Raw genomic sequence first — 19833 nt, forward strand, 5'->3', positions numbered from 1 at the left:
GAGGGCGTCATAGTTCCGTGACAGACCGGCGCGACGTCAACACTTCCCGGCTCATACCGCGCTCGAAACGGGTGAAATCCGCGAGGGCCTGCGATTGGCGGTCATAGCGGTCCGAATTCAGGTTCAGACCGCTCAACAGAAGCCAGGTCAACAGCGCCAGCAGCAACGATACGCCGACTACCGCAGGAGCGACTTTCATGACCCACCTCCGACGGGCGCCCCGCGATATTGTCCAGTCAGGCTGTGGAGGTAGGCGACGAGCGCCTGCACTTGCTGATCGGTCAGCGTCGCGTTCAATTGCGCGAATCCCATCTTACGAACCGCGTCATCGAGCGTGGGCGCGCTGCCGTCATGAAAGTAAGGCGCGGTCGTCGCGACATTGCGCAGACTGGGCACGCGCAAGATTGCCGGATCCGGCGAGGCAAGCGGATGAAAGATGCCGTGGCGCTGAAACAGATTGCCGCCGACATTGACACCCTGATGGCACGACACGCATCCCAAAGATTTGAACAGCTTGTAACCGTTCAGCTCCTCGTCCGACAGCGCAGCCCTATCTCCGGCAAGCCAACGATCGAACCTGCTGTCTGGCGTGAGTAGCGTCCGCTCGAAGCTTGCGATGGCGTCGACGATGTTGCCGGGATCCGGACGGCGGCCATAGGCGGCGATGAAGCCAGCGCGCATCCCTGCATCGCGGTCGAGCCTTTCCGCGATATCGGCGAGGCTGCTTCCCATAATCCGCGGATTGACCAGAGATGCCGTAACGTCCGCTTCCACGTTGCGGTATTTTCCCTCCCAGCCGAAGCGGAAATTGAGCACCGAATTGAAGACGGTGAGCGTGTTGAACGGCAGCTCCGCGCCATCGAGGCCAATATCGTGTCGCTTCGAACTTGCGCCGTTCGTGCCGATGTCATGGCACGACGAGCAGCTCCTGGAATTGTCACCCGACAAGCGAGCGTCGTTGAACAGGCGCTCGCCGAGCCTGACCTTCCGAGGATCGATTGCGGGAGGAGCCGGCATGGGCGTGATGGGCTCCTCCGGAATGAGGGCTCCCGGCACGTGTAGCGGCAATGGGGACTGTGCGAGAGACGGCGCCTGGGATGACTGTAGACAGCCGAGTAGCAATGCACTGATCGTGATGACCGAGCACCGACGCATCAATTCACGGAAACTCCTGGTTCGGGCAAATCCGGACAAGCGGTGCAAATAGGGTTCACAATACATTTTCGGCAATGCGTGGTGACAACGGAATGGGCCGGCACGCCTCAACTCTTGTTGATCGATGCGGGCCAGTTGCGCCGTGTCAGGCCGATAAGGCTGCTCTTGAGACCACGCGAGACGATGGAGCGGACGATCGCGCGATAGAAGCCCAGTCCGGCGACTGCGAGGTAGACGGCGTCAGCAATCACGGCAATACCTCACCACTCGCTCGATGTCCGCCCGGCCGTAAATGCCGAGATCGCGCAAGGTACGATCGTCGTATTCGGCCAGGGCCGCGATTGCTCTTTCGATCTCCCGCTCCCTGCGCCAATGCGTCACCAGTACTGCTGCGGTTTCGCCAAGCGCAGCCCAGCAGCTCCAACGACGCCGCGGACGCAGCCCAACCCGTGCCGCGCGCGACGGCTCGACAACGCTGCCGTATTTCATCGGCTGCGAGCCGCCCTGCTCCTGCGTCACGGCATGCGGCCGGTTCTCAGCCCGGCGCGGCGGGCGCGCAAACCCGATGGTCGGCGTCGCCTCAACGGAGAATGCCGCGTTCGGATGCAGCGCTGCGCCATAGAGGGCGAAGCCTTCCATGACAAGCCACAAGGTCGCCGACCACCAACCAGTGGCGCTATCTGCTTCCGCGGGCCGCACCACGGACCGCGAAGCATCTGCCCGCGTCTCAGGCAATGCCGCGCAGACCGGCTGACTGCTTCCACGGTCATTCGGCAGATCGAGGCCGCCCGCGATCCTCATCTTGAAAGGCCGGGCCACGCGATTCACGTTTGAAGAGGAGTGGTGCTTCAGCATGGGACAAGTTCTCCAGCGCAATGTTTGCGGGAGACACTCTGAAGTTCGGCTGTTACGTCGACGTCACCGTCAAAGGGAAAACGGTTACGATTGCAGCCGGCCGCCGCCACGATTTCACCATCGCGGGTCAACGCGGCCGTACGATGGGCGAAGCCACCGCGAGACGACCGGCGGCGCGCGGCATCAAATCGCACTGCGCTGGCCTAGAACGGCTCGACCGGTACACTGAAGACGTAGCCAACGCCCCGCTCGGTCTGGATAATGCGCGGCGCGCTCGGGTCGGTCTCCAGCTTGCGTCGCAGCCGCAAGACTTGAACGTCGATGCTGCGGTCGAAGATGTCTTCGTGGATGCGGGTCGCCTGAAGCAGCTGCTCGCGGCTAAGCGGGCGCTGCGGTGCTTCGAGGAAGGCCAGCAGCAGAGCATATTCGCCTTTGCTCAGGGGCACCGGTGCGTCGCTGGCGTCGATCAGCCTGCGGCCGCGGCGTTCGATCTTCCAGCCATTGAACCGATAACCGCCGCGCTCGGGATCTCGGGCGCGCGCGGCTCGTCCCATCTCCTGACGCCGCAGCACGGCACGGACGCGCGCCAGGAGCTCCCTCAGGCTGAACGGCTTGATGATGTAATCGTCGGCACCGAGCTCAAGGCCGACGATGCGGTCGATTTCATCGGGCCGGTGCCCGGTCGTGATGATGACTGGCACATCGGATTGCGAACGAATCTCCCGCAGCAGATCCAACCCATCGTCCTGACCGAGGCGAAGATCAAGAATGATCAGGCTGGGCTGCGTGCCCTCGAGATGACGATGCAGTTCCGCCCGGTTGGATGCGGCCCTGCCCGGTACATTATGCTCCTCCAGATATCTGATCACCATTTGCCGCAAGGTGGGATCGTCATCGACGACGATGACATGGCCGACGTCTGCCAACATATTTGATCTCTCAAACTTGCCGTAGCTAACTCGGTTGCTGCGTCATGCCTAGGCTTGAACGGGCAATCCGCTGCGTGCTTCGGCTGATACGAAAATCAGATTCTCTGTGTCGGCCGCACTCGGTTGAAATCCGCTGTCATGTGCCGCCGACTCGCCCTTTATGTCTGGATAACGAGCAAAGATGTTCGCTGATTTGCGCGCCAACTAGGTCATTTTTCCGTCGTATTCCTCGGACTCTCCGACACGTGATGAATTGTGATCCGGATGATTTGCTACTCAAGCGAAATGGCCCGTCTCGACGAGCGGGAACGGACTTTTTCGATCACGTTACGGAGGTCGTCAAAGGCTCAGCGCGTGATGCAGTTCGGCGACGAGCCGCGGCGCATCGGCAATCCACCATCCCGCTGTGGCGGCAACGGTTCGTCAGCCGACGTCATAGCCCGAATGTATGGATGTCGCGCGTCATATCAAGGGCGCACCGACTGCGTCAGATATTGGTACATTGCGGCCAGCTCGTCGTCGTCCATCCGTCCGATCGGGCGCCACGGCATTTGCTCACCTAGCTGATGTCCGTTCGGATCGATGCCGGAGCGCATGGTGGTGATGAATTCGCCCAGGGTCCACTGCCCGACGATACCGAGATCGGGGCCGAGCGGCGGCAACTGGCCGGGCACACCGCCGCTGAGATCCTTGCCGTGGCATTCGCGGCAATCCTGATAGGACAGGAGGTATTCGCCGTATTGAGCCGTCGGCCCCTTTGGCGGCGCAGCGATGCTCGCGGCCGTCACCGGCTTGGCATCCGGCAACAGCCCAGCGCCCAACATCGCGAGGCCGAGAAGGTTGAACCGATCGGGTCGACCCGGCGTCGGCGCACCGGCGGCTGGGATACTGCGGAGATAGGCGATCACCGCAGCGGTGTCGTCGTCGCTCAACCGGCTCGCACTGGTGAAGGACATGATCACGAGCCAGCCACCATTGGCATCGATACCGTTGCGAATGGCGCGAAAAATCTCGCTATCGGACCACTGCTTCAATGTCTCTGCCGGCGTGAGATTGGCAGCAACGAACGAGCCGATGTTGATCGGAAGATCCTTGGCGAGGTTGCCGCCGCCGGTCAACGCTGTGCCATGACATCCGCTGCAAAAGCTGTCGACCACTGCCTTGCCGCGCGCAATTCTTTCAGGCACGAGTTCGACTGTGAGGTTCGGAAGAGGCGCCGAGCGCCCGTGCTGCTTGACAAGGCCCGCCGCGGTCAGCGCGCCGATTGACGACACTGCGACCGTCAGCACGGCTGCGAGCCCTACCCCGCCCCATTTCAAGGCGCGAGACTGGGCCCGCAAGGCACACGCGCCCATCCAGACCAGCAAGGCCGCAATGATCACCAGTGCAATCAGACCAACAATATTCGGCATGTTAATCCCCAATGAAATTGGGCGCGACCGAACCGGCGCGAGAAGAGATCGGCAATAATCACCTCCGGCGGGCGGCCAGTTGGGACTTTGCTGCGCTCGCCCGCAAAGAGCGGTCTGCGTAACTATGGGTGCGGGACTACCGGGCTGTTTCAACGTCGGCGGTGTGGGTTACCATTGTAACATTGCGCGGATGAGCGCCGGTTGTCCGCGCCTCGACAACGCCATGATGCGTTGCCGCCGTAGCCATTTCGGCACCGCACCGAAGTTTTGGCGTAACGGCCATCCCGGCACTCTCCCTCTGCCAATCGGCCGGCCCCACGGCCGACGCTCGACAATCAGAGGACTGCCCCCATGAAGATTCTCATCGCTTCGACGCCTGCGACGGGTCATCTCAATCCGCTGCTCGCGATCACGCGCATCCTGGCCGAGGAAGACCACGAGATCGCCTTTCTGACAGGGACCGTGTTTCGCGCCCGAATCGAAGCCAGCGGCGCGAGGTTCTTTCCTCTTCCCACGGGCGCGGATTTCGACCTGCGGGACATTCTCTCGGTGGTTCCTGAACTGAAGACTATCCCGCCGGGGCCCGAGTGGCTTCGCATCGCCTGCGAGCGCATCTTCGTCGACGCCATCCCGGCGCAGAATCAGGGCCTGCGCGAGGCGCTGAGGCACTTTCCGGCTGACGTCATCGTCGGCGACGACATGCTGTTCGGCATCCTGCCGATGCTGCTTGGACCACGCGAGATGCGACCGCCGATCGTCTTGTGCGGAACATCGTTTCTGCACTGGGGCCGTGATGACGGCGCACCGAACTTCCTGGGCCTGCCACCTGCGACGACGGAGGAGCAGCGCCAGCAATACGCCGTCATCGCAGGAGAGTATGACGCAAACGTCGATCAGCCAGTCCTGCGCAGCCTGAACAAGGCGCTCAAACATTTTGGCCTCGGGCCGGTGTCGTTGCCGCTCTTCCATTCGGTCGTCGAACTCGCCGATGCCTATATGCAACTGTCGGTGCCGAGCTTCGAATTTCCGCGGGCGTTTCCATCCACGGTACATTTCGTCGGCACGCCGCCGATCATTCCGGGTCAGGTCCCCCTGCCGCCGTGGGCACACGAGCTCGATGGCTCACGTAAGGTCGTGCTGGTGACGCAGGGCACCGTGGCCAACCACGATCTCGGGCTCCTGGTCGCGCCAACGCTCGCTGCACTCGCCAACGAGCCCGACGTGCTGGTCGTGGCAACGGCCGGTGGCCGCCCGGTTGAGGCCGTGCCCGGACCTGTCCCGTCCAACGCACGGCTTGCCAGCTATCTGCCGTTCGAATGGCTGCTGCCGCGCGTCGACGTACTCGTCACCAACGGCGGCTATGGCAGCGTCAACCAGGCCATGAGCTCCGGAATTCCGTTGGTCACGGCGGGCATGACCGAGGATAAGGCCGACGTCAATGCGCGTGTGGCGTGGTCCGGCGTCGGCATCAACCTCGCGACCAATGAGCCGACGCCTGAAGCGCTGCGCGACGCAGTGCGTACTGTGCTCGATCGTCCCGCCTACCGCATGCGCGCGACGCGAATGGCCGACGAATTCGCCGGCATCGACACGCGATCGGAGGTTCTCCGGATCATCAGCCGCCTCGCCGACGACCGAAGAGCGTCGCGGCGTGCCGGCACGACGGAGACCGGCCGCGACCGACGCGCCGTCCGGTGATTTGGCCTGGTCAGACGAAGGAGGGGAGCATCCCTCCCCTCCTTCCGAAACAGCAAAAGAATTCGAACGATCACGCCATGCAGATTCAGCCTATCTCCTTCGCCTTCACACTGCTGCTTGGCTTTCTCGCGGCAGTGCCGTATTCCGGCATCGACATCAACCTGCCGGCGCTGGCCGCGACCGGTGCGACGCTGGGCGCAAGTCCGTCGGATGTCGGCCTGACGATGAGTGCCTTCATGCTCAGTCTCGCCGTGGCGCCGCTCGTCTATGGACCGATCTCCGACCGCGTTGGCCGCAAGCCCGTCATCGTGTTCGGCCTGGCGCTGGTCGTAATGGCGAGCCTCGCCTGCGCCTCCGCGCAATCTTTGCCGATGCTGCTGACATACCGCTTCATCCAGGGCGTGGGGGCCGCCAGCACGACGATGACCTTTGCGATCATCCGCGATCTGTTCGACGAAACGACCGCACGCGCGAAGATGGCCAACGTCGTGATCGCGATCAATGTCGTGACCGTGATCGCGCCGAGCGCCGGTGCCGCGCTGCTCGCGATCGGCACCTGGCGGCTGATCTATGCGGTCCAGGCCGCGACAGGCGCGATCCTGATATTGGCCGTGCTCCTCGGGTTTACCGAGAGCGCGAAGATCGATCTCCCCAGTCGTCTCGCGGCTTCGGACGTCATCAAGGCCTATCTTCGCGTCGTGAAGCACCCGGTTTCGTTCGTTTTCATCCTGATCGGGGCCGCCGGTGGCGCCACCGTGTTTGCATACGTCACCGGGTCCTCGCTGTTCTTCCTTGGTGTCGTCGGCCTGCGACCGGACCAGTATGGCATGATCTTCAGCGCGTGCTCGGCGGCCGTGATGTGCGGCGCCTTCCTCGACAGCCGCCTCGGCCGGTGGGGCGTAATGCCCGCCGACGTGTTGACGGTCGGTCTCGGACTGCTGTTTGTCACCGCAAGCACGATGCTGGCGATGACCTTGGCCGGCTGGACGCCGCCCGCCCTCGTCGCCGGACTGCTGATGGTGGTGGCGCTTGCCATTGGGCTGAGCCTGCCGAACATCATGAATGCGACGATGCAGCCGTTACCCGACATCGCGGGCGTAGTCGGCGCCGCGGCCGGAAGTATTCAGATGACCGCTGGAGCGATTGCGAGCGGCCTGGTCGCAATCTTGTTCGACGGACGCTCGGCACTCTCGATGACGGCAGCGATGGCCGTCTCATCGCTACTCGCGCTGCTGCTCTATTTGCTGTTTGCGCGGCCCGCGCATCGCTCGGGAGCGCATGGACCTCGCACCAGCGCGACACTGCGCAACGTACGAGCGACTGTTCGCTAGGAGGCGTCACACTTTTACTTTCCTGCCGCAGGCGCCCTCACCACGCAGCGGAATCCGACATGGCTGGTCGATGTATCGACCGGCTCGGCATGACGCGCGGCGGGGCGATAACGGCGACAATAGTTCGGCGCGCAGAGATGCGAGCCGCCCTTCAGCACCTTGCGGGGAATCCTGATGTCCGGCAGACGGGGGTCGTAGCTCGCGTCCTCGCGCCCGCCACGAGGGTTCTTCGGAATGCAGCAGGGCTTCGCGGCGTCGGCCGCATGCATGGCCGACCACCAGTCCGAGGTCCACTCCCAGACATTGCCGATCATGTCGTAGAGGCCGTAGCCGTTCGGCGGGAAGGCCATGACCGGCGAGGTACGCTCGAACCCATCCTCGCCGAGATTCTGGACAGGAAAGTTTCCCTGCCAGACATTGGCCATGTGCTTGCCGCCGGGCATCAGTGCATCGCCCCAGGCGAACTCCTCGCCGTCGAGGCCGCCACGCGCAGCGAATTCCCACTCCGCCTCCGTCGGCAGATCCTTGCCGGCCCAGCGCGCATAGGCCGCCGCATCGCTATAAGAGATATGGACGACGGGGTGGTCGTCGAAACCCTTGATGTTGCTGCCGGGGCCATAGGGATGGCGCCAATTGGCGCCGCGCATGAATGACCACCACTGGCTCCAGTCCGTGAGATCAGTGATGCGCGGCAGCGGCGAGAACACCAGCGAGCCGGCGTAGAGCATTTCCGTCAGCGCGCCGGGATAGTCTTTGGGGTCAGGGACGACCTGCGCCTCGGTGACATGGCCGGTGGCGTTGACGAACTCCTTGAACTGCCGGTTGGTGACGGGCGTGCGGTCGATCCAGAAACCGTCGACGGAGGCGCGGTGGCTCGGCGCCTCCTCGGGATAATGGTGATCCGATCCCATGCGGAAGACCCCGCCTGGAATGAAGACCATCTCGCCGGTCTTCATGTCATCCGGCAACCACTCGCAGTGATCCAGGTCCGCCCGCAGCATGGTGGAACTCCGATACGCGCATTCCACCTGGTGCTACGGCGCGGAGTTCAGCAGGCGTCGATTGCGGCAAATCGCCTTGCACGTTGGACACATTGTCTGGTCCCCTCTTTCTTGTCGCCCAGGGCTGGAGATGCAGATGAAGTATTGCGTCAACGTCTCCTCCCCTTTTTGCGCGCAAATTATCGGGCACGCGACGAAATCCTGCCGCGTGCGCTCTGCCATCCGCAGAGCGCTTCCAATTCGTATCGCTTAGGTTGCAAACGGTATCCGAAGATTGGGTGGCTGTGATGTGCAGTTTGTGCCAGTGCGCCACAGCGATGGGTGAGGCCTAACGACCCATGTCGCAAACCCCACAATCCGTAGTGCTATCCGGCGAATCTCTCGCGTCAAATTCGGCGATGATTTGCCTCAAAACGCGAAGTCAGTTTGTCGCACCCACCTCGCGTTGTAGTGGTATTTACCGCTGGCTGCCGCAGAATTGTCGCGCTTCAATAACAAGGTATAGCCATGGGGCAGTTCCTTGTTGATTCGCGGAAGCTTGACGGTTTCGAGGGTCTTCACCAAGCCGTCCACGGCTCTCATGTCGATGTGATGCAGCTCGGACGCGGGCGGCTGCGCGGGACGTTGTCCCACGTCGGCATCGGCGATTTCTCGCTCAGCATCGGCACCTTCAACGTCGGCATGCGCACGCAGCGCGTCTCCAGCGACGACAAGCTGATCGTTGGAATGCTGCTGGCGGCCGAGCAGCGCGTTGCCCACTGGTCGTTCGATATGCAGCTCAACGACGTTCTCGTGATTCCGCCGCTGCTCGAGCACGACGGGGTCTTTCACGGTGCGTCCGCCTACGCGGCCATGCGCTTCGACCTCAGCGAAGTCGTATCCCTGTTCGGCGGCGAAGCGCGGCTGAGCGATCCCGACACCTGGCGCAGCCGCGGCCATTTCCGGGCGGATCTTGCGACCGGTGCGATCGCAACCAGGCGCCTGGTCCGGATCATGTCGCATCTGTGTACTCACAAACAGGGCCTGACACCATCAACCGCCGATTTCTGGAAGCGGTCGATCGTCGAATGCATGGCGGCCAACGTCATGTCGTCGCTGCCTCCCGACGACACCGGCTGGCTTCCCTCCGCAAGGCGGTTGATCCGCAGGGTCGAGGAGTATCTGCACGAGGCCGGCCCGCGCCCCGTGCATGTTTCGGAGATCTGCGCCGCGCTGGGCGTATCGCGGCGCACCTTGCATCGCGCCTTCCAGGAGGTGTTCGGCCTCGGCCCGGTCAGCTTCCTGCGGCACAAGCGCCTGTGCACCATCCATTCCATCCTGCGGGACAGCGCACCGGGCTCGACCACCGTGACGGCGGTCGCCATGCAGCAGGGCTTCTACGAACTCGGACGCTTCGCGCAGTACTATTCAACGATGTTCGGGGAGCGCCCGTCTCAAACATTGGGATTGGGACCATTGTCTGCCCCAAGCGCTGGAACCGCGAAGGGCCGATCATGGGCGGCTGAGTGATCAATTTTCGGCACAGTCATGGCAACGTACCGCTCTATCGTCTCGAAGCTGCCGCGCCTTGATCGCCATCAGCTAGCAGCCGGCAGGAGCATTCGGGTAGCCGTCACTTCGAATCCTTGTTCAATTCTATTGCGACCTGCGAGACCCAGGCGCCAGGCGCATCCATGACGAATGACTGGTGATTGCCCCTGGTCCGGATTGTCACCAACGCCGCGACGGTGTTGCCTTCAATTCTTGCCTCGATCAGCCCCTCCTCCGCGCTCGTTCCATAGATCTTGCCACCCTGGCGGTATTCGCTCTCGAACCAATTCCCCGAGAAGTCCGTCCCATTCTGCTCGATATTGGCGGACAGGACCATCTTGTAAGCCTCGCTTGCGCAGCGCAAATCCAGCGTCAGCGAGCGGCCCGGCTTCGTCACGTTATAGGCGACCTTGCAACGCACCTTCTCGTTCGGACCATCTTTGGGCCTCATCGACCCCATCCCGGACCACGAGCCGGCCAAAGTGTCCAGTGTCGCCTCCGCAGGGAACGAGCCCAGAGCCACCAGCGCGAGGCAGGCGGCGCCAAGGCTCGCTTGCATCACGGTCAATCTCAGGGGCATCGCAGCGGTCTCCGATTCATGGTGTATGAGCCGATCTTACCTGCGGCGAGTCGATCAAATTTTGGCGAAGATGTTGAGATATGTTGCAGGATATGGCCGAAGCGCGCGCATTCATGCCCATGTCGCGCCGATGACGGTCTGACCGCCTAGCCCTGCGGCAGGGCGTCGAGATGGCAGGCCACCCATTGGTCGCCATCGGCCGAGCGAAGCTCCGGCTCTTCCGTCCGGCAGCGGTCGAAGACAAACGGACAGCGGGTATGGAAGCGGCATCCGCTCGGCGGATTGATCGGGCTTGGGACATCGCCACTGAGGATGATGGGATTGCGCTGAGCCCCGGGTTCGGGTAGCGGGACCGCCGAGAGCAGCGCCTTGGTGTAGGGATGTCTTGGCGCGGCAAAGATTTCTCGCCGCGGTGCCACCTCGACAATCTTGCCGAGATACATCACCGCGACGCGGTGGGTCATGTGCTCGACGATGGCGAGATCATGGCTGATGAAGAGCAGCGCCAGGCCGAACTCGCTCTGGAGATCCTGAAGCAGGTTGACGATCTGCGCCTTGACCGAGACGTCGAGCGCCGAGACCGCCTCGTCGCACACGATCAGCTCGGGCTCGGCCGCAAGCGCGCGCGCGATGCCGATGCGCTGACGCTGGCCGCCTGAGAATTCGTGCGGTCGGCGGTTCAACGCCTCGCGCGGCAGGCGCACCGTATCCATCAGCGCCGTCACGCGTGACTCAAGATCGGCTGAAGACTTGGCAAGGCCGAAATTGCGGATCGGCTCGGCGAGAATATCGCGCACGCGCATACGTGGATTAAGGCTCGAAAACGGATCCTGGAATACGACCTGCACGCGTCGGCGCATCTGGCGCATCGTGCTCGGCGCGGCATCGTCAATGCGCTGGCCATCGAGGATCACCTGGCCGGACGTCACTTCGAACAGACGCAGAATGGCACGGCCGACCGTCGACTTGCCGCAGCCTGACTCGCCGACAAGCGACAGCGTCTCTCCGCGGGCGATCTCGAACGACACGCCGTCGACCGCATAGACCCACTCAGACTTGCGGCCGAACAGACCGGTCTTGACCGGAAAGTGCTTCTTGAGGTCGTTGACCTGGAGCAGTGGATGGCTCATGCCGCAACGGCCCCCTTGGCGGCGTAGTGACAGGCGGCGACGTGGCGAGGCCCCTTCTCTTCAAGGCCCGGCGCATACTGGCGGCAAAGATCGGTCGCAAGTGCGCATCGTCCGGCAAAGACACAGCCCATGATCGGCTTCCTGAGATCAGGCACCTGTCCTGGAATCTCGGCCAGGCGCCTCGCGGTGCCGGTCAGCGAAGAGCCGAGCCTTGGCACTGCGCCGAGCAGACCCTGCGTATAGGGATGACGCGGCGAGCGGAACAGCTCAGCGACCGGCGCCTCCTCGACCTTGCGGCCGGCATACATCACCATGACACGCTCCGCGATCTCGGCGACGACACCAAGATCGTGTGTGATCAGGATGATCGCCGCGCCCACCCTGCGCTTCAGATCCAGCATCAGCTTCAGAATCTGCGCCTGGATCGTCACGTCGAGCGCGGTGGTCGGCTCGTCCGCGATCAGGAGTTTTGGATTGCAGGCCAGCGCAATCGCGATCATCACGCGCTGGCGCATACCGCCGGAAAGCTGGTGCGGATATTCGCGCACGCGCCGCTTCGGCTCGGGAATGCCGACGAGGGTTAGCATCTCGATCGCATGCGCCTCGGCCGCCTGCTTGTCCAGGCCCTGATGGATCATCAGCGTCTCACGGATCTGGCGGCCGACGGTCAGCACAGGGTTGAGGCTCGTCATCGGCTCCTGGAAGATCATCGAGATGTCGTTGCCGCGGATGGCGCGCATCTCGCGGTCGGACAGCTGAAGCAGGTCCCTGCCCGCAAAGCGGACGGCGCCGGCGATCCTGCCTGGCGGCTCCGGGATCAGCCGCATCAGTGACATCGAGGTCACCGACTTGCCGCAGCCGGACTCGCCGACGATGGCCAGCGTCTCGCCTTCGTTGACGTGGAAGGACACGCCATCGACCGCGCGGTTGATGCCGCTCGGCGTGCGGAAGTGGGTCTGGAGGTTCTCGACTTCGAGCAGTGCCATCGCGATCAGCCTCGATACATCAGAGGCTCTTGGCCATGCGCGGATCGAGCGCATCGCGAAGGCCGTCGCCGAGCAGATTCACGGCAAGCACGGTGACGGACAGGAACGCCGCCGGAAAGAACACGATGTAGGGCTTGACCTGCCACAGCGCGCGGCCCTCGGCCATGATGTTGCCCCAGGACGGAATAGTGGGCGGCGTGCCGGCGCCGATGAAGGACAGGATCGCCTCCGTGATCATGGCACTGGCGCAGATGTAGGTCGCCTGCACCAGCATCGGAGCCAGCGTGTTGGGCAGGATGTGGCGCAGGATGATCATCGGCGTGCGCGTGCCGCAGGCCACCGCGGCGTCCACATAGGGCTGCTCGCGCAGCGACAGCACCACGCTGCGCACGAGACGCGAGACGCGCGGGATCTCGGCGATGGTGATGGCCAGGATGACGTTGCCGACGCTGCCGCGGGTCAACGCCATCAGCGCGATCGCGAGCAGGATCGGCGGGATCGACATCAAGCCGTCCATGAACCGCATCAGAATGCCGTCCGCCCAGCGGATGAAGCCGGAGACGATGCCGATGGCAAGGCCGACCGCCGACGCGAATATCGCGACCGAGAGTCCGACCGTGAGCGAGACTCGCGCACCAAAGAGCACGCGCGAATAGATGTCGCGGCCGAGCACATCGGAGCCAAACCAGAAAGCGGCCGAGGGCGCGCGGGTGCGCTTGGCAGGCGCGAGCGCGGTCGGATCGACCGTTCCGAGATAGGGCGCGAAGATCGCGATAAGAACGAGCATCAGCAGCAACGCGCCGCCGATGGCGACCGTCGGATGGCCGCGCAGAAAACCGACGATGCCACGCCGGATCACGACAGGCCGAAGGATTTCGGGTAGTTGAGGCGCGACGACGAGGCCGGCCGGGAGCGCGTGCGGGTTGACGGTCATGTCGGTCAATAGCGGATCCTCGGGTCAACGATCGTATAGGTGACATCGATTATCAGATTGACCAACACGTAAACAAAGCTGAACAGCAGCACGATGCCCTGGATGACGGGATAGTCTCGGCGCAGGATCGCATCGATGGTGAGGCGGCCGAGGCCCGGGATCGCGAACACGCTTTCAGTGACGACCGCACCGCCGATCAGCAGCGCGATGCCGATCCCGATCACAGTTACGATCGGCACCGCTGCGTTCTTCAGCGCGTGAACGAAAAGGATGCCGCCCTGCCCCAGGCCCTTGGCCCGCGCTGTGCGGATATAGTCCTGCTGCAGCACTTCGAGCATGGTCGCGCGAGTAATGCGCGCGATCAGCGCGATGTAGACGCAGCCGAGCGCGACCGCGGGCAGGATCAGATTTTGCAGCCAGGGCCAGAAGCCCTCCGTGAGCGGCGTGTAGCCCTGCACGGGAAGCCATTCAAGCTCAAGCGCGAAGATGTAGGCGAGGACATAGCCGACGACGAAGACGGGCAGCGAGAAGCCGAACACGGCAAAGCCCATGATGGCGCGGTCGATCAGGCTGCCAGCCTTCCACGCGGAGACGACCCCGAGCGGCACCGCAACCACGATCGTGAGCAGCAGCGTGACCATCATCAGCGACAGTGTCGGTCCGAGGCGCTGCCCGATCATCGTCGAGACCGGCAGGTTGGTGAAGATCGAGGTGCCGAGATCGCCATGCAGGATACGCCAGACCCAGCTTCCGAACTGGATCAGGAAGGGCCGATCGAGGCCGAGGCTTTGGCGGATGCGCTCCACATCCTCCGGGCTTGCCTGGTCGCCCGCAATCACCACGGCGGGATCACCCGGCGCGATGTAGAGCAGGCTGAACACGAACAGCGCGACGATTGCCATCACTGGCAAGGTCGAGACGATGCGCCGGAGGATGTAGGAGAGCATTGGCTTCAGCGCGCGATCATGCGGATTTCGACACGCCCCAGAAGAACGGCAACGGCCCCTTGGTGATGCCCGAGACGTTCTTGCGCCACGCCGTGTAGCTCAGGAAGAAGCCGGTCGGGGCGTAGACGACGTCGTCGAGCGCCGCCTTGTTAAGGCGACCGATCGCGGCCTTTTCCTCATCGAGGTTCTTGGCCTCGAACCAGGACGTGACCTCCTTTTCGGTGCCGGGGCTGTTGGGCCAGCCGAACCAGGCCTTGTCGCCATTGGCGCGAATGGCGGTGTAGGGCGCGGGGTTGGTGCAGTCCGCGCCTGCATGCCAGGTGTGGAACATGTTCCAGCCGCCCTGCCCGGGAGGGGTCTTCAGTGCGCGGCGGGAGCCGACCGTGCCCCAGTCGGTCGCAACGAAGTCGACATTCATGCCGAGCTTCTTGAGGAGGTCCGCGGTGACGTCGCCTTGCGCCTTGGTGATCGGCTGGTCCTGCGCGACGAGGCACGTCACCGGCTGGCCGGAATAGCCGCTCTCGGCGAGCAGCTTCTTGGCCGCGTCGAGATCGCGCTTACCCTTCAGTATCTCGCCGCCCATCTCGGAATAGAGCGGCGTATCCGGCGTGAAGAAGCCGGGCAGCGGCTTCCACAGCGAATTGTCGTCGCCGACGATCGCGCGCATATAGTCTTCTTGGCTCATCGCCATCAGCACCGCACGCCGCGCCCGCACGTCGTTGAAGGGCGGATACAGGAAATTCATGCGGAAAGAGCCGACATTGCCGAGGGGATCGCCGATGTCGACGCTGATGTTCTTGTTCTTCTTCAGCACCGGGACGAGGTCGGCGATCGGGTTCTCCCACCAATCGATCTCGCCGTTTTGCAACGCCGCGGCCGCCGTGGCCGCGTCCGGCATCACGATCCATTCGATGCGGTCAACCAGCATCTGCTTGCCGCCGGCGAGCCATGACGCCTTCTCCTGCCGCGGCGAATAGTCGGCGAATTTCTCGAACACGGCTTTCACGCCGGGGACCCACTCGCCCTTGGCGAACTTCATCGGCCCGGAGCCGACATAGTCACCGATCTGCTTGAACGGGTCGGTCTGCGCGATCCGCTCCGGCATGATGAAGGCGCAAGGCGAGTTGTTCTTCGCGAGCGCGTAGAGCAGCTTCGGGAAAGGCTGCTTCAGCACCCATTTGAAGGTGCGGTCGTCGACGGCGGTGAGCTCCTGCTGGAGCGCCTTGATCATCAGGCCCATCGGATCGCGCACCGCCCAGCGCGCAAGGCTCGCGACGACGTCCTTGCTCAGCACCGGCTCGCCGTCATGAAACTTTAGCCCCGGCCGCAGCTTGAACGTCCAGGTCGTGCCGTCGTCGGTCACTTCCTCGGACTCGACCATCTGACGTTGCGGTACCAGCGAGGAATCGATGCCGTAGAGCGTATCCCAGACCAACGCCGCCGCATTGCGCACGACATATTGGGTGCCCCAGATCGGATCGAAATTGGCGAGATTGGCCTGCGGCACGAAGCGCAGGGTGCGGGCTGAGGCGCCTTGTGCGATCGCCGGGGCCGAGAGGCTACCCGAAAATGCCAGACCGCCCGCGCCAGCCAGTCCCTTCAATACGGTCCTGCGATCCATGAAGTCCTCCAGTAATACCGTGATGCCGGCCGATCGTTGGCCAAGGGCAGGTGAAGCCGAAGCCATTGGCGTGCAAATGGTATGCCAGTAATTGCGCCTTCACCAGCGGGATCTCATCGGCCCTTTTGCCAGCCCGAGCATCAAAGAGCGGCCGCCAATGCCGGTCCGGTGTCGATATGGGGTATCGCCTCGACCAGTTTACGCGTGTAGTCGGTCTTCGGATTATCGAATAGTGCCCGGCTTTCGCCCTGCTCGACGATGCCGCCATTGCGCAGCACGATGGTGCGGTCGCAGAGCATGCGCACGACGTTGAGATCGTGGCTGACGAACAGCAGTGCGATGTCGTTCTCGCGTCGTAGACGATCTAGCAATTGCAGCACCACCGCCTGCACCGAGACGTCGAGCGCGGCGGTAGGCTCGTCCAGCACCAGAAGCCGCGGGCGGCAGGCAATGGCGCGGGCGATCCCGACGCGCGCCTTCTGGCCGCCAGAGAGTTGGTGCGGAAAGCGTGGCAAGAGATCCAGCGGCAACCCCACGCGCTCGGCACATTCTTCCACGCGCTGCCGCAATTCGCTGCCCGCGCGCATGCCATCGAGCCGCATCAGGGGATGGGCGATGCAATCGAAGGCCGTGAAGCGCGGGTTGAGGCTCTCGTTCGGGTCCTGAAAGACCATCTGGATATCTTTGCGCAACGGCGAGCGGTGAAAGTCGCGCGACGCGACATGGCCGATCGACTGTCCGTCGAACACGATGTCGCCTTCGCTGGGATCGATCAGGCGGCAGATCATCCGCGACGTCGTGCTCTTACCGGACCCGGATTCACCGACGAGCCCGACGCTCTCGCCGCGGGCCATCGTCATCGCGAAGTCTGCAACTGCCGCGGAGCCGTGGTCGAAACGCTTTGCGAGCTTCCGCACTTCCAGCAGCGGCGGCGTACCGTGCGCGAGCTCCTGCCTAGGCGTGCTGATCACCGCGGCGTGGCGCTCCCTCTCCTCTTCCGTCACGAGATCCTGAATCCGGGACGTCGCAGTCGGCGACGCCGCGACCAGGCGTCTGGTATAGGCGTGCTGCGGCGTGCTGAAGAGTGTCTTGGGATCGGCCTCTTCGACAATGCGGCCACGCTCCATCACCGCGATCCGGCGGCAATAGCGCGCCGCGAGCCCGAGATCGTGCGTGATCAGGATCGTGGCCATGCCGCGCGCGGCAGCGATGTCCGCGAGCAGGTCCATCACCACCTTCTGCGTAGTGACGTCGAGACCGGTGGTCGGCTCGTCGGCAATCAGCAGCGCGGGATTACAAGAGATAGCGATCGCGATCATGACGCGTTGGCACATGCCGCCGGAAAGCTCATGCGGATAGGCATTCATCCGCGTCTCGGGATCGCGGATCTGGACGGCGCGCAGCAACTCCAGCGCCTCGGCGCGCGCGGCGTCCTTCGATATCCGCTTGTGGGTCAGGATCGCGTCCGCGATCTGCAAGCCGATCGCGCGGATCGGATTGAGCGCGGCCCGCGGATTCTGGAAGATCATGGACATGGCGGCGCCCTGGAGATGACGAAGGTCATCGCCCCTGAGCTTCGTGACATCCTGCCCGCGAAACAGGATCTTGCCGCCGGTGACGCGACCCGCAGCATCCAGCAGTCGTGTCGTCGCAAAACCGGTGACGGATTTGCCTGAGCCGCTTTCGCCGACGAGACCGAGCATCTCGCCGGCCTCGACCGTGAGCGTGACGCCGCGCACAGCCTCGACCGTGCCACGCCGTGTCGAGAACGAGACGTGGAGGTCGTCGATCCTGAGCAGGTCCTCGCTCATGTGCGCATGCGGGGATCGAGAATATCCCGCATCCCGTCACCGAGGAGATTGAAGCACAGCACGGCCATCATCAGCGCGAGGCCCGGAAAGGCCACCAGCCACCACCGCCCGGTCGAGATGAAGCGCGCGCCCTCCGCGACCATGATGCCCCATTCCGGCGTCGGCGGCTTGACGCCGAGACCGATGAAGGACAGGCCGGCGGCGTTGAGAATGGCCCAGCCGAGATTGAGCGAAATCTGCACCGCCATCGCCGGCAGGATGTTTGGCAGCAGGAAGCGCAGCACCACCGAGAAATGGCTCTCACCGCAGGCGCGCGCGGCCTCCACCCAGCCGACATTGCGCCTGATATTGACTTCGGCGCGCGCGAAGCGGATGTAAAACGGAAGATTGATGATCGCGGTTGCGATGACGATGTTCTCGATCCGGTTGCCCAGTGCTGCGACCATCGCCATCGCCAGCACGAACAACGGAAACGCCATCATCACGTCGACGAAGCGGCCGACCCCGCGGTCGAGCCGGCCCCCGGTATAGCCGCAGAACGAACCGACGACGGCACCGATCACGAAGGAAATGCCGACTGCCGCGACCGCGATGGCCAGATCGAGCCGTGCCGCGATGACCAGACGACTGAACACGTCGCGTCCAAGCTGGTCCGTGCCCGCGAGGTGCGCCGCGCTCGGAGGCAAAAGCGCCTCCGAGACATTCGAGACCACGGGATCGTAGGGCACGATCCAGGGCCCAAAAATCGCGACCAGGACGAACAGCAAGACGCCGGCCGCGGAAACGCCGGTGAGCGGATTTCCGCGCAGGATCCAGACCGAATGCCGGAGGGTTGCGCTGGTCATTCGATCGACACCCTGGGATCGGCGATGCCATAGCAGATATCGACGGCCAGATTGACCAGCACGAACAGGCTGGCCATCAGCAGCACAAAACCCTGCACCGGCGCATAGTCGGACGATAACAGCGCGTCGAGCGCGTAGGAGGCGACGCCCGGCCAGGAGAACACTTTCTCCACCAGGACATTGGCACCCAGCATGGTCGAGAACACGATGCCGGCGATGGTGATGACAGGAAGGATCGCGTTGCGCAGCGCATAGGTGACAACCACCTTGTGCCAGGACAGCCCGACCGAGCGGGCGGTACGCACGAAATCGCTGCCGAGCGAGACCAGCATCGAGGCGCGCGTGATCCGCGCCAGCGGCGCGATGACGAACAGCGCCATGCTCACCGCCGGCAGGATCAGCTGCTTGCAGGCCGCCCACCAGCCCTCCACGTCACCAGCGAGCAGGAAATCGATCGTGAGGAAGCCGGTGCGTTGCGGTGGCAGCGAGGTGAAGACGTCGATCCGTCCGGTCGGATCAGGCGCGAGCCCGAGTAGATAGTAGAAGACATAGATCAGCAGCAGGCCCGAGACGAAGGTCGGCACGCAGACGCCGAGCGCGCAGAACAGCCGTACACCGTGATCGACCAGCGACCCCGGCCGCAGCGCCGCCACCACGCCAAGCGGCACCGCCGCAACAAGTGCGATCAGCAGTGCGGTGAAGGTCAACTCCAGCGAGGCCGGCAGCCGCTCGCGCAGATCCTTCAAAACCGGCTGCCCCGTCATCATGGAGCGGCCGAGATTGCCGTGGCCGATGTCGGAGAGATAGAACACGAGCTGCTCCGGCACCGACTTGTTGAGCCCCATCTGCTTGCGTATCTGCTCGATCTCCTCCTTGCCGGCATTGGGCCCCGAGGCGAAGAACACCGCGGGGTCTCCGGGCAGGACGCGCATCAACAGGAAGGTGAAGACCAGCACACCGAACAGCGCGGGCAGCGACGACAGCAGCCGCCTGCCCGCCCGCAGCATCGTTGCACCAAGACCGCTCGTCACCTTTCAAAGCTCCTCTTGTTTGCGCAAGTCACTTGCT

At 63.6% G+C, this 19833-nt stretch carries 19 protein-coding genes; 3 read left to right on the forward strand and 16 right to left on the reverse strand.

Annotated elements, in window-relative coordinates:
* Positions 1-7: 7 nt before the first annotated feature.
* From ABIB73_RS05995 to ABIB73_RS06020, 6 genes are all read right to left on the reverse strand, one after another.
* Positions 8-199 carry a hypothetical protein gene (locus tag ABIB73_RS05995; protein ID WP_354222125.1) on the reverse strand — a complete coding sequence of 64 codons (192 nt, stop codon included), beginning with the start codon at positions 197-199 and terminating at the stop codon, positions 8-10.
* Positions 196-1203, reverse strand: a complete 1008-nt coding sequence (locus ABIB73_RS06000) for a cytochrome-c peroxidase (protein WP_354222126.1) — start codon at positions 1201-1203, stop codon at positions 196-198. The genes ABIB73_RS05995 and ABIB73_RS06000 overlap by 4 nt, the downstream gene beginning before the upstream one ends.
* 59 nt (positions 1204-1262) lie before the next feature.
* Positions 1263-1406 (reverse strand): hypothetical protein, encoded by a 144-nt coding sequence (locus ABIB73_RS06005; protein ID WP_354222127.1) that lies wholly within the window; start codon positions 1404-1406, stop codon positions 1263-1265.
* On the reverse strand, positions 1396-1794 hold the full coding sequence (locus tag ABIB73_RS06010; protein WP_354222128.1) for a DUF1127 domain-containing protein: 399 nt from the start codon (positions 1792-1794) through the stop codon (positions 1396-1398). Before ABIB73_RS06010 ends, ABIB73_RS06005 begins: the two co-directional genes overlap by 11 nt.
* A 419-nt stretch (positions 1795-2213) precedes the next feature.
* Positions 2214-2939 (reverse strand): response regulator, encoded by a 726-nt coding sequence (locus ABIB73_RS06015; RefSeq protein WP_354222129.1) that lies wholly within the window; start codon positions 2937-2939, stop codon positions 2214-2216.
* A 467-nt stretch (positions 2940-3406) separates the two neighbouring features.
* Positions 3407-4351, reverse strand: a complete 945-nt coding sequence (locus tag ABIB73_RS06020) for a c-type cytochrome (protein WP_354222130.1) — start codon at positions 4349-4351, stop codon at positions 3407-3409.
* A gap of 351 nt (positions 4352-4702) precedes the next feature.
* On the opposite strand from ABIB73_RS06020, the gene ABIB73_RS06025 reads away from it, so the two are divergent.
* Both ABIB73_RS06025 and ABIB73_RS06030 read left to right on the forward strand, forming a co-directional pair.
* Positions 4703-6049 (forward strand): glycosyltransferase, encoded by a 1347-nt coding sequence (locus tag ABIB73_RS06025; RefSeq protein ID WP_354222131.1) that lies wholly within the window; start codon positions 4703-4705, stop codon positions 6047-6049.
* 77 nt (positions 6050-6126) lie between these two features.
* A complete protein-coding gene (locus ABIB73_RS06030) occupies positions 6127-7380 on the forward strand; it encodes a multidrug effflux MFS transporter (RefSeq protein ID WP_354222132.1) in 1254 nt (417 codons plus the stop codon).
* Between the two features lie 14 nt (positions 7381-7394).
* Here ABIB73_RS06030 and ABIB73_RS06035 read toward each other — a convergent pair whose 3' ends face one another.
* Positions 7395-8381 (reverse strand): formylglycine-generating enzyme family protein, encoded by a 987-nt coding sequence (locus ABIB73_RS06035; protein ID WP_354222133.1) that lies wholly within the window; start codon positions 8379-8381, stop codon positions 7395-7397.
* 507 nt (positions 8382-8888) lie between these two features.
* On the opposite strand from ABIB73_RS06035, the gene ABIB73_RS06040 reads away from it, so the two are divergent.
* On the forward strand, positions 8889-9890 hold the full coding sequence (locus ABIB73_RS06040; protein WP_354222134.1) for a helix-turn-helix domain-containing protein: 1002 nt from the start codon (positions 8889-8891) through the stop codon (positions 9888-9890).
* A gap of 103 nt (positions 9891-9993) precedes the next feature.
* On the opposite strand, the gene ABIB73_RS06045 is transcribed toward ABIB73_RS06040, so the two are convergent.
* The 9 genes from ABIB73_RS06045 to ABIB73_RS06085 all read right to left on the reverse strand — a co-directional run bounded on the left by ABIB73_RS06045 (position 9994) and on the right by ABIB73_RS06085 (position 19796).
* Complete coding sequence (locus ABIB73_RS06045) at positions 9994-10491, reverse strand: hypothetical protein (protein ID WP_354222135.1); 498 nt, start codon at positions 10489-10491, stop codon at positions 9994-9996.
* Between the two features lie 146 nt (positions 10492-10637).
* Complete coding sequence (locus ABIB73_RS06050) at positions 10638-11621, reverse strand: ABC transporter ATP-binding protein (RefSeq protein WP_354222136.1); 984 nt, start codon at positions 11619-11621, stop codon at positions 10638-10640.
* The gene (locus tag ABIB73_RS06055) at positions 11618-12607 is read right to left on the reverse strand and encodes an ABC transporter ATP-binding protein (protein WP_354222137.1); all 990 of its coding nucleotides are present in this window, start codon (positions 12605-12607) and stop codon (positions 11618-11620) included. The genes ABIB73_RS06050 and ABIB73_RS06055 overlap by 4 nt, the downstream gene beginning before the upstream one ends.
* A gap of 19 nt (positions 12608-12626) precedes the next feature.
* On the reverse strand, positions 12627-13550 hold the full coding sequence (locus ABIB73_RS06060) for an ABC transporter permease (protein ID WP_354222138.1): 924 nt from the start codon (positions 13548-13550) through the stop codon (positions 12627-12629).
* A complete protein-coding gene (locus ABIB73_RS06065; RefSeq protein WP_354222139.1) occupies positions 13547-14488 on the reverse strand; it encodes an ABC transporter permease in 942 nt (313 codons plus the stop codon). Before ABIB73_RS06065 ends, ABIB73_RS06060 begins: the two co-directional genes overlap by 4 nt.
* Before the next feature lie 16 nt (positions 14489-14504).
* A complete protein-coding gene (locus ABIB73_RS06070) occupies positions 14505-16109 on the reverse strand; it encodes an ABC transporter substrate-binding protein (protein WP_354222140.1) in 1605 nt (534 codons plus the stop codon).
* Positions 16110-16249: 140 nt separating this feature from the next.
* Positions 16250-17920 (reverse strand): nickel ABC transporter ATP-binding protein NikE, encoded by a 1671-nt coding sequence (gene nikE / locus ABIB73_RS06075; RefSeq protein WP_354222141.1) that lies wholly within the window; start codon positions 17918-17920, stop codon positions 16250-16252.
* Positions 17917-18765 carry an ABC transporter permease gene (locus ABIB73_RS06080; RefSeq protein ID WP_354222142.1) on the reverse strand — a complete coding sequence of 283 codons (849 nt, stop codon included), beginning with the start codon at positions 18763-18765 and terminating at the stop codon, positions 17917-17919. The genes nikE and ABIB73_RS06080 overlap by 4 nt, the downstream gene beginning before the upstream one ends.
* Positions 18762-19796 (reverse strand): ABC transporter permease, encoded by a 1035-nt coding sequence (locus ABIB73_RS06085; protein WP_354222143.1) that lies wholly within the window; start codon positions 19794-19796, stop codon positions 18762-18764. Before ABIB73_RS06085 ends, ABIB73_RS06080 begins: the two co-directional genes overlap by 4 nt.
* Positions 19797-19833 lie beyond the last annotated feature (37 nt).

The sequence above is a fragment of the Bradyrhizobium sp. F1.4.3 genome, from assembly GCF_040548375.1.
Taxonomy (GTDB): Bacteria; Pseudomonadota; Alphaproteobacteria; order Rhizobiales; family Xanthobacteraceae; genus Bradyrhizobium.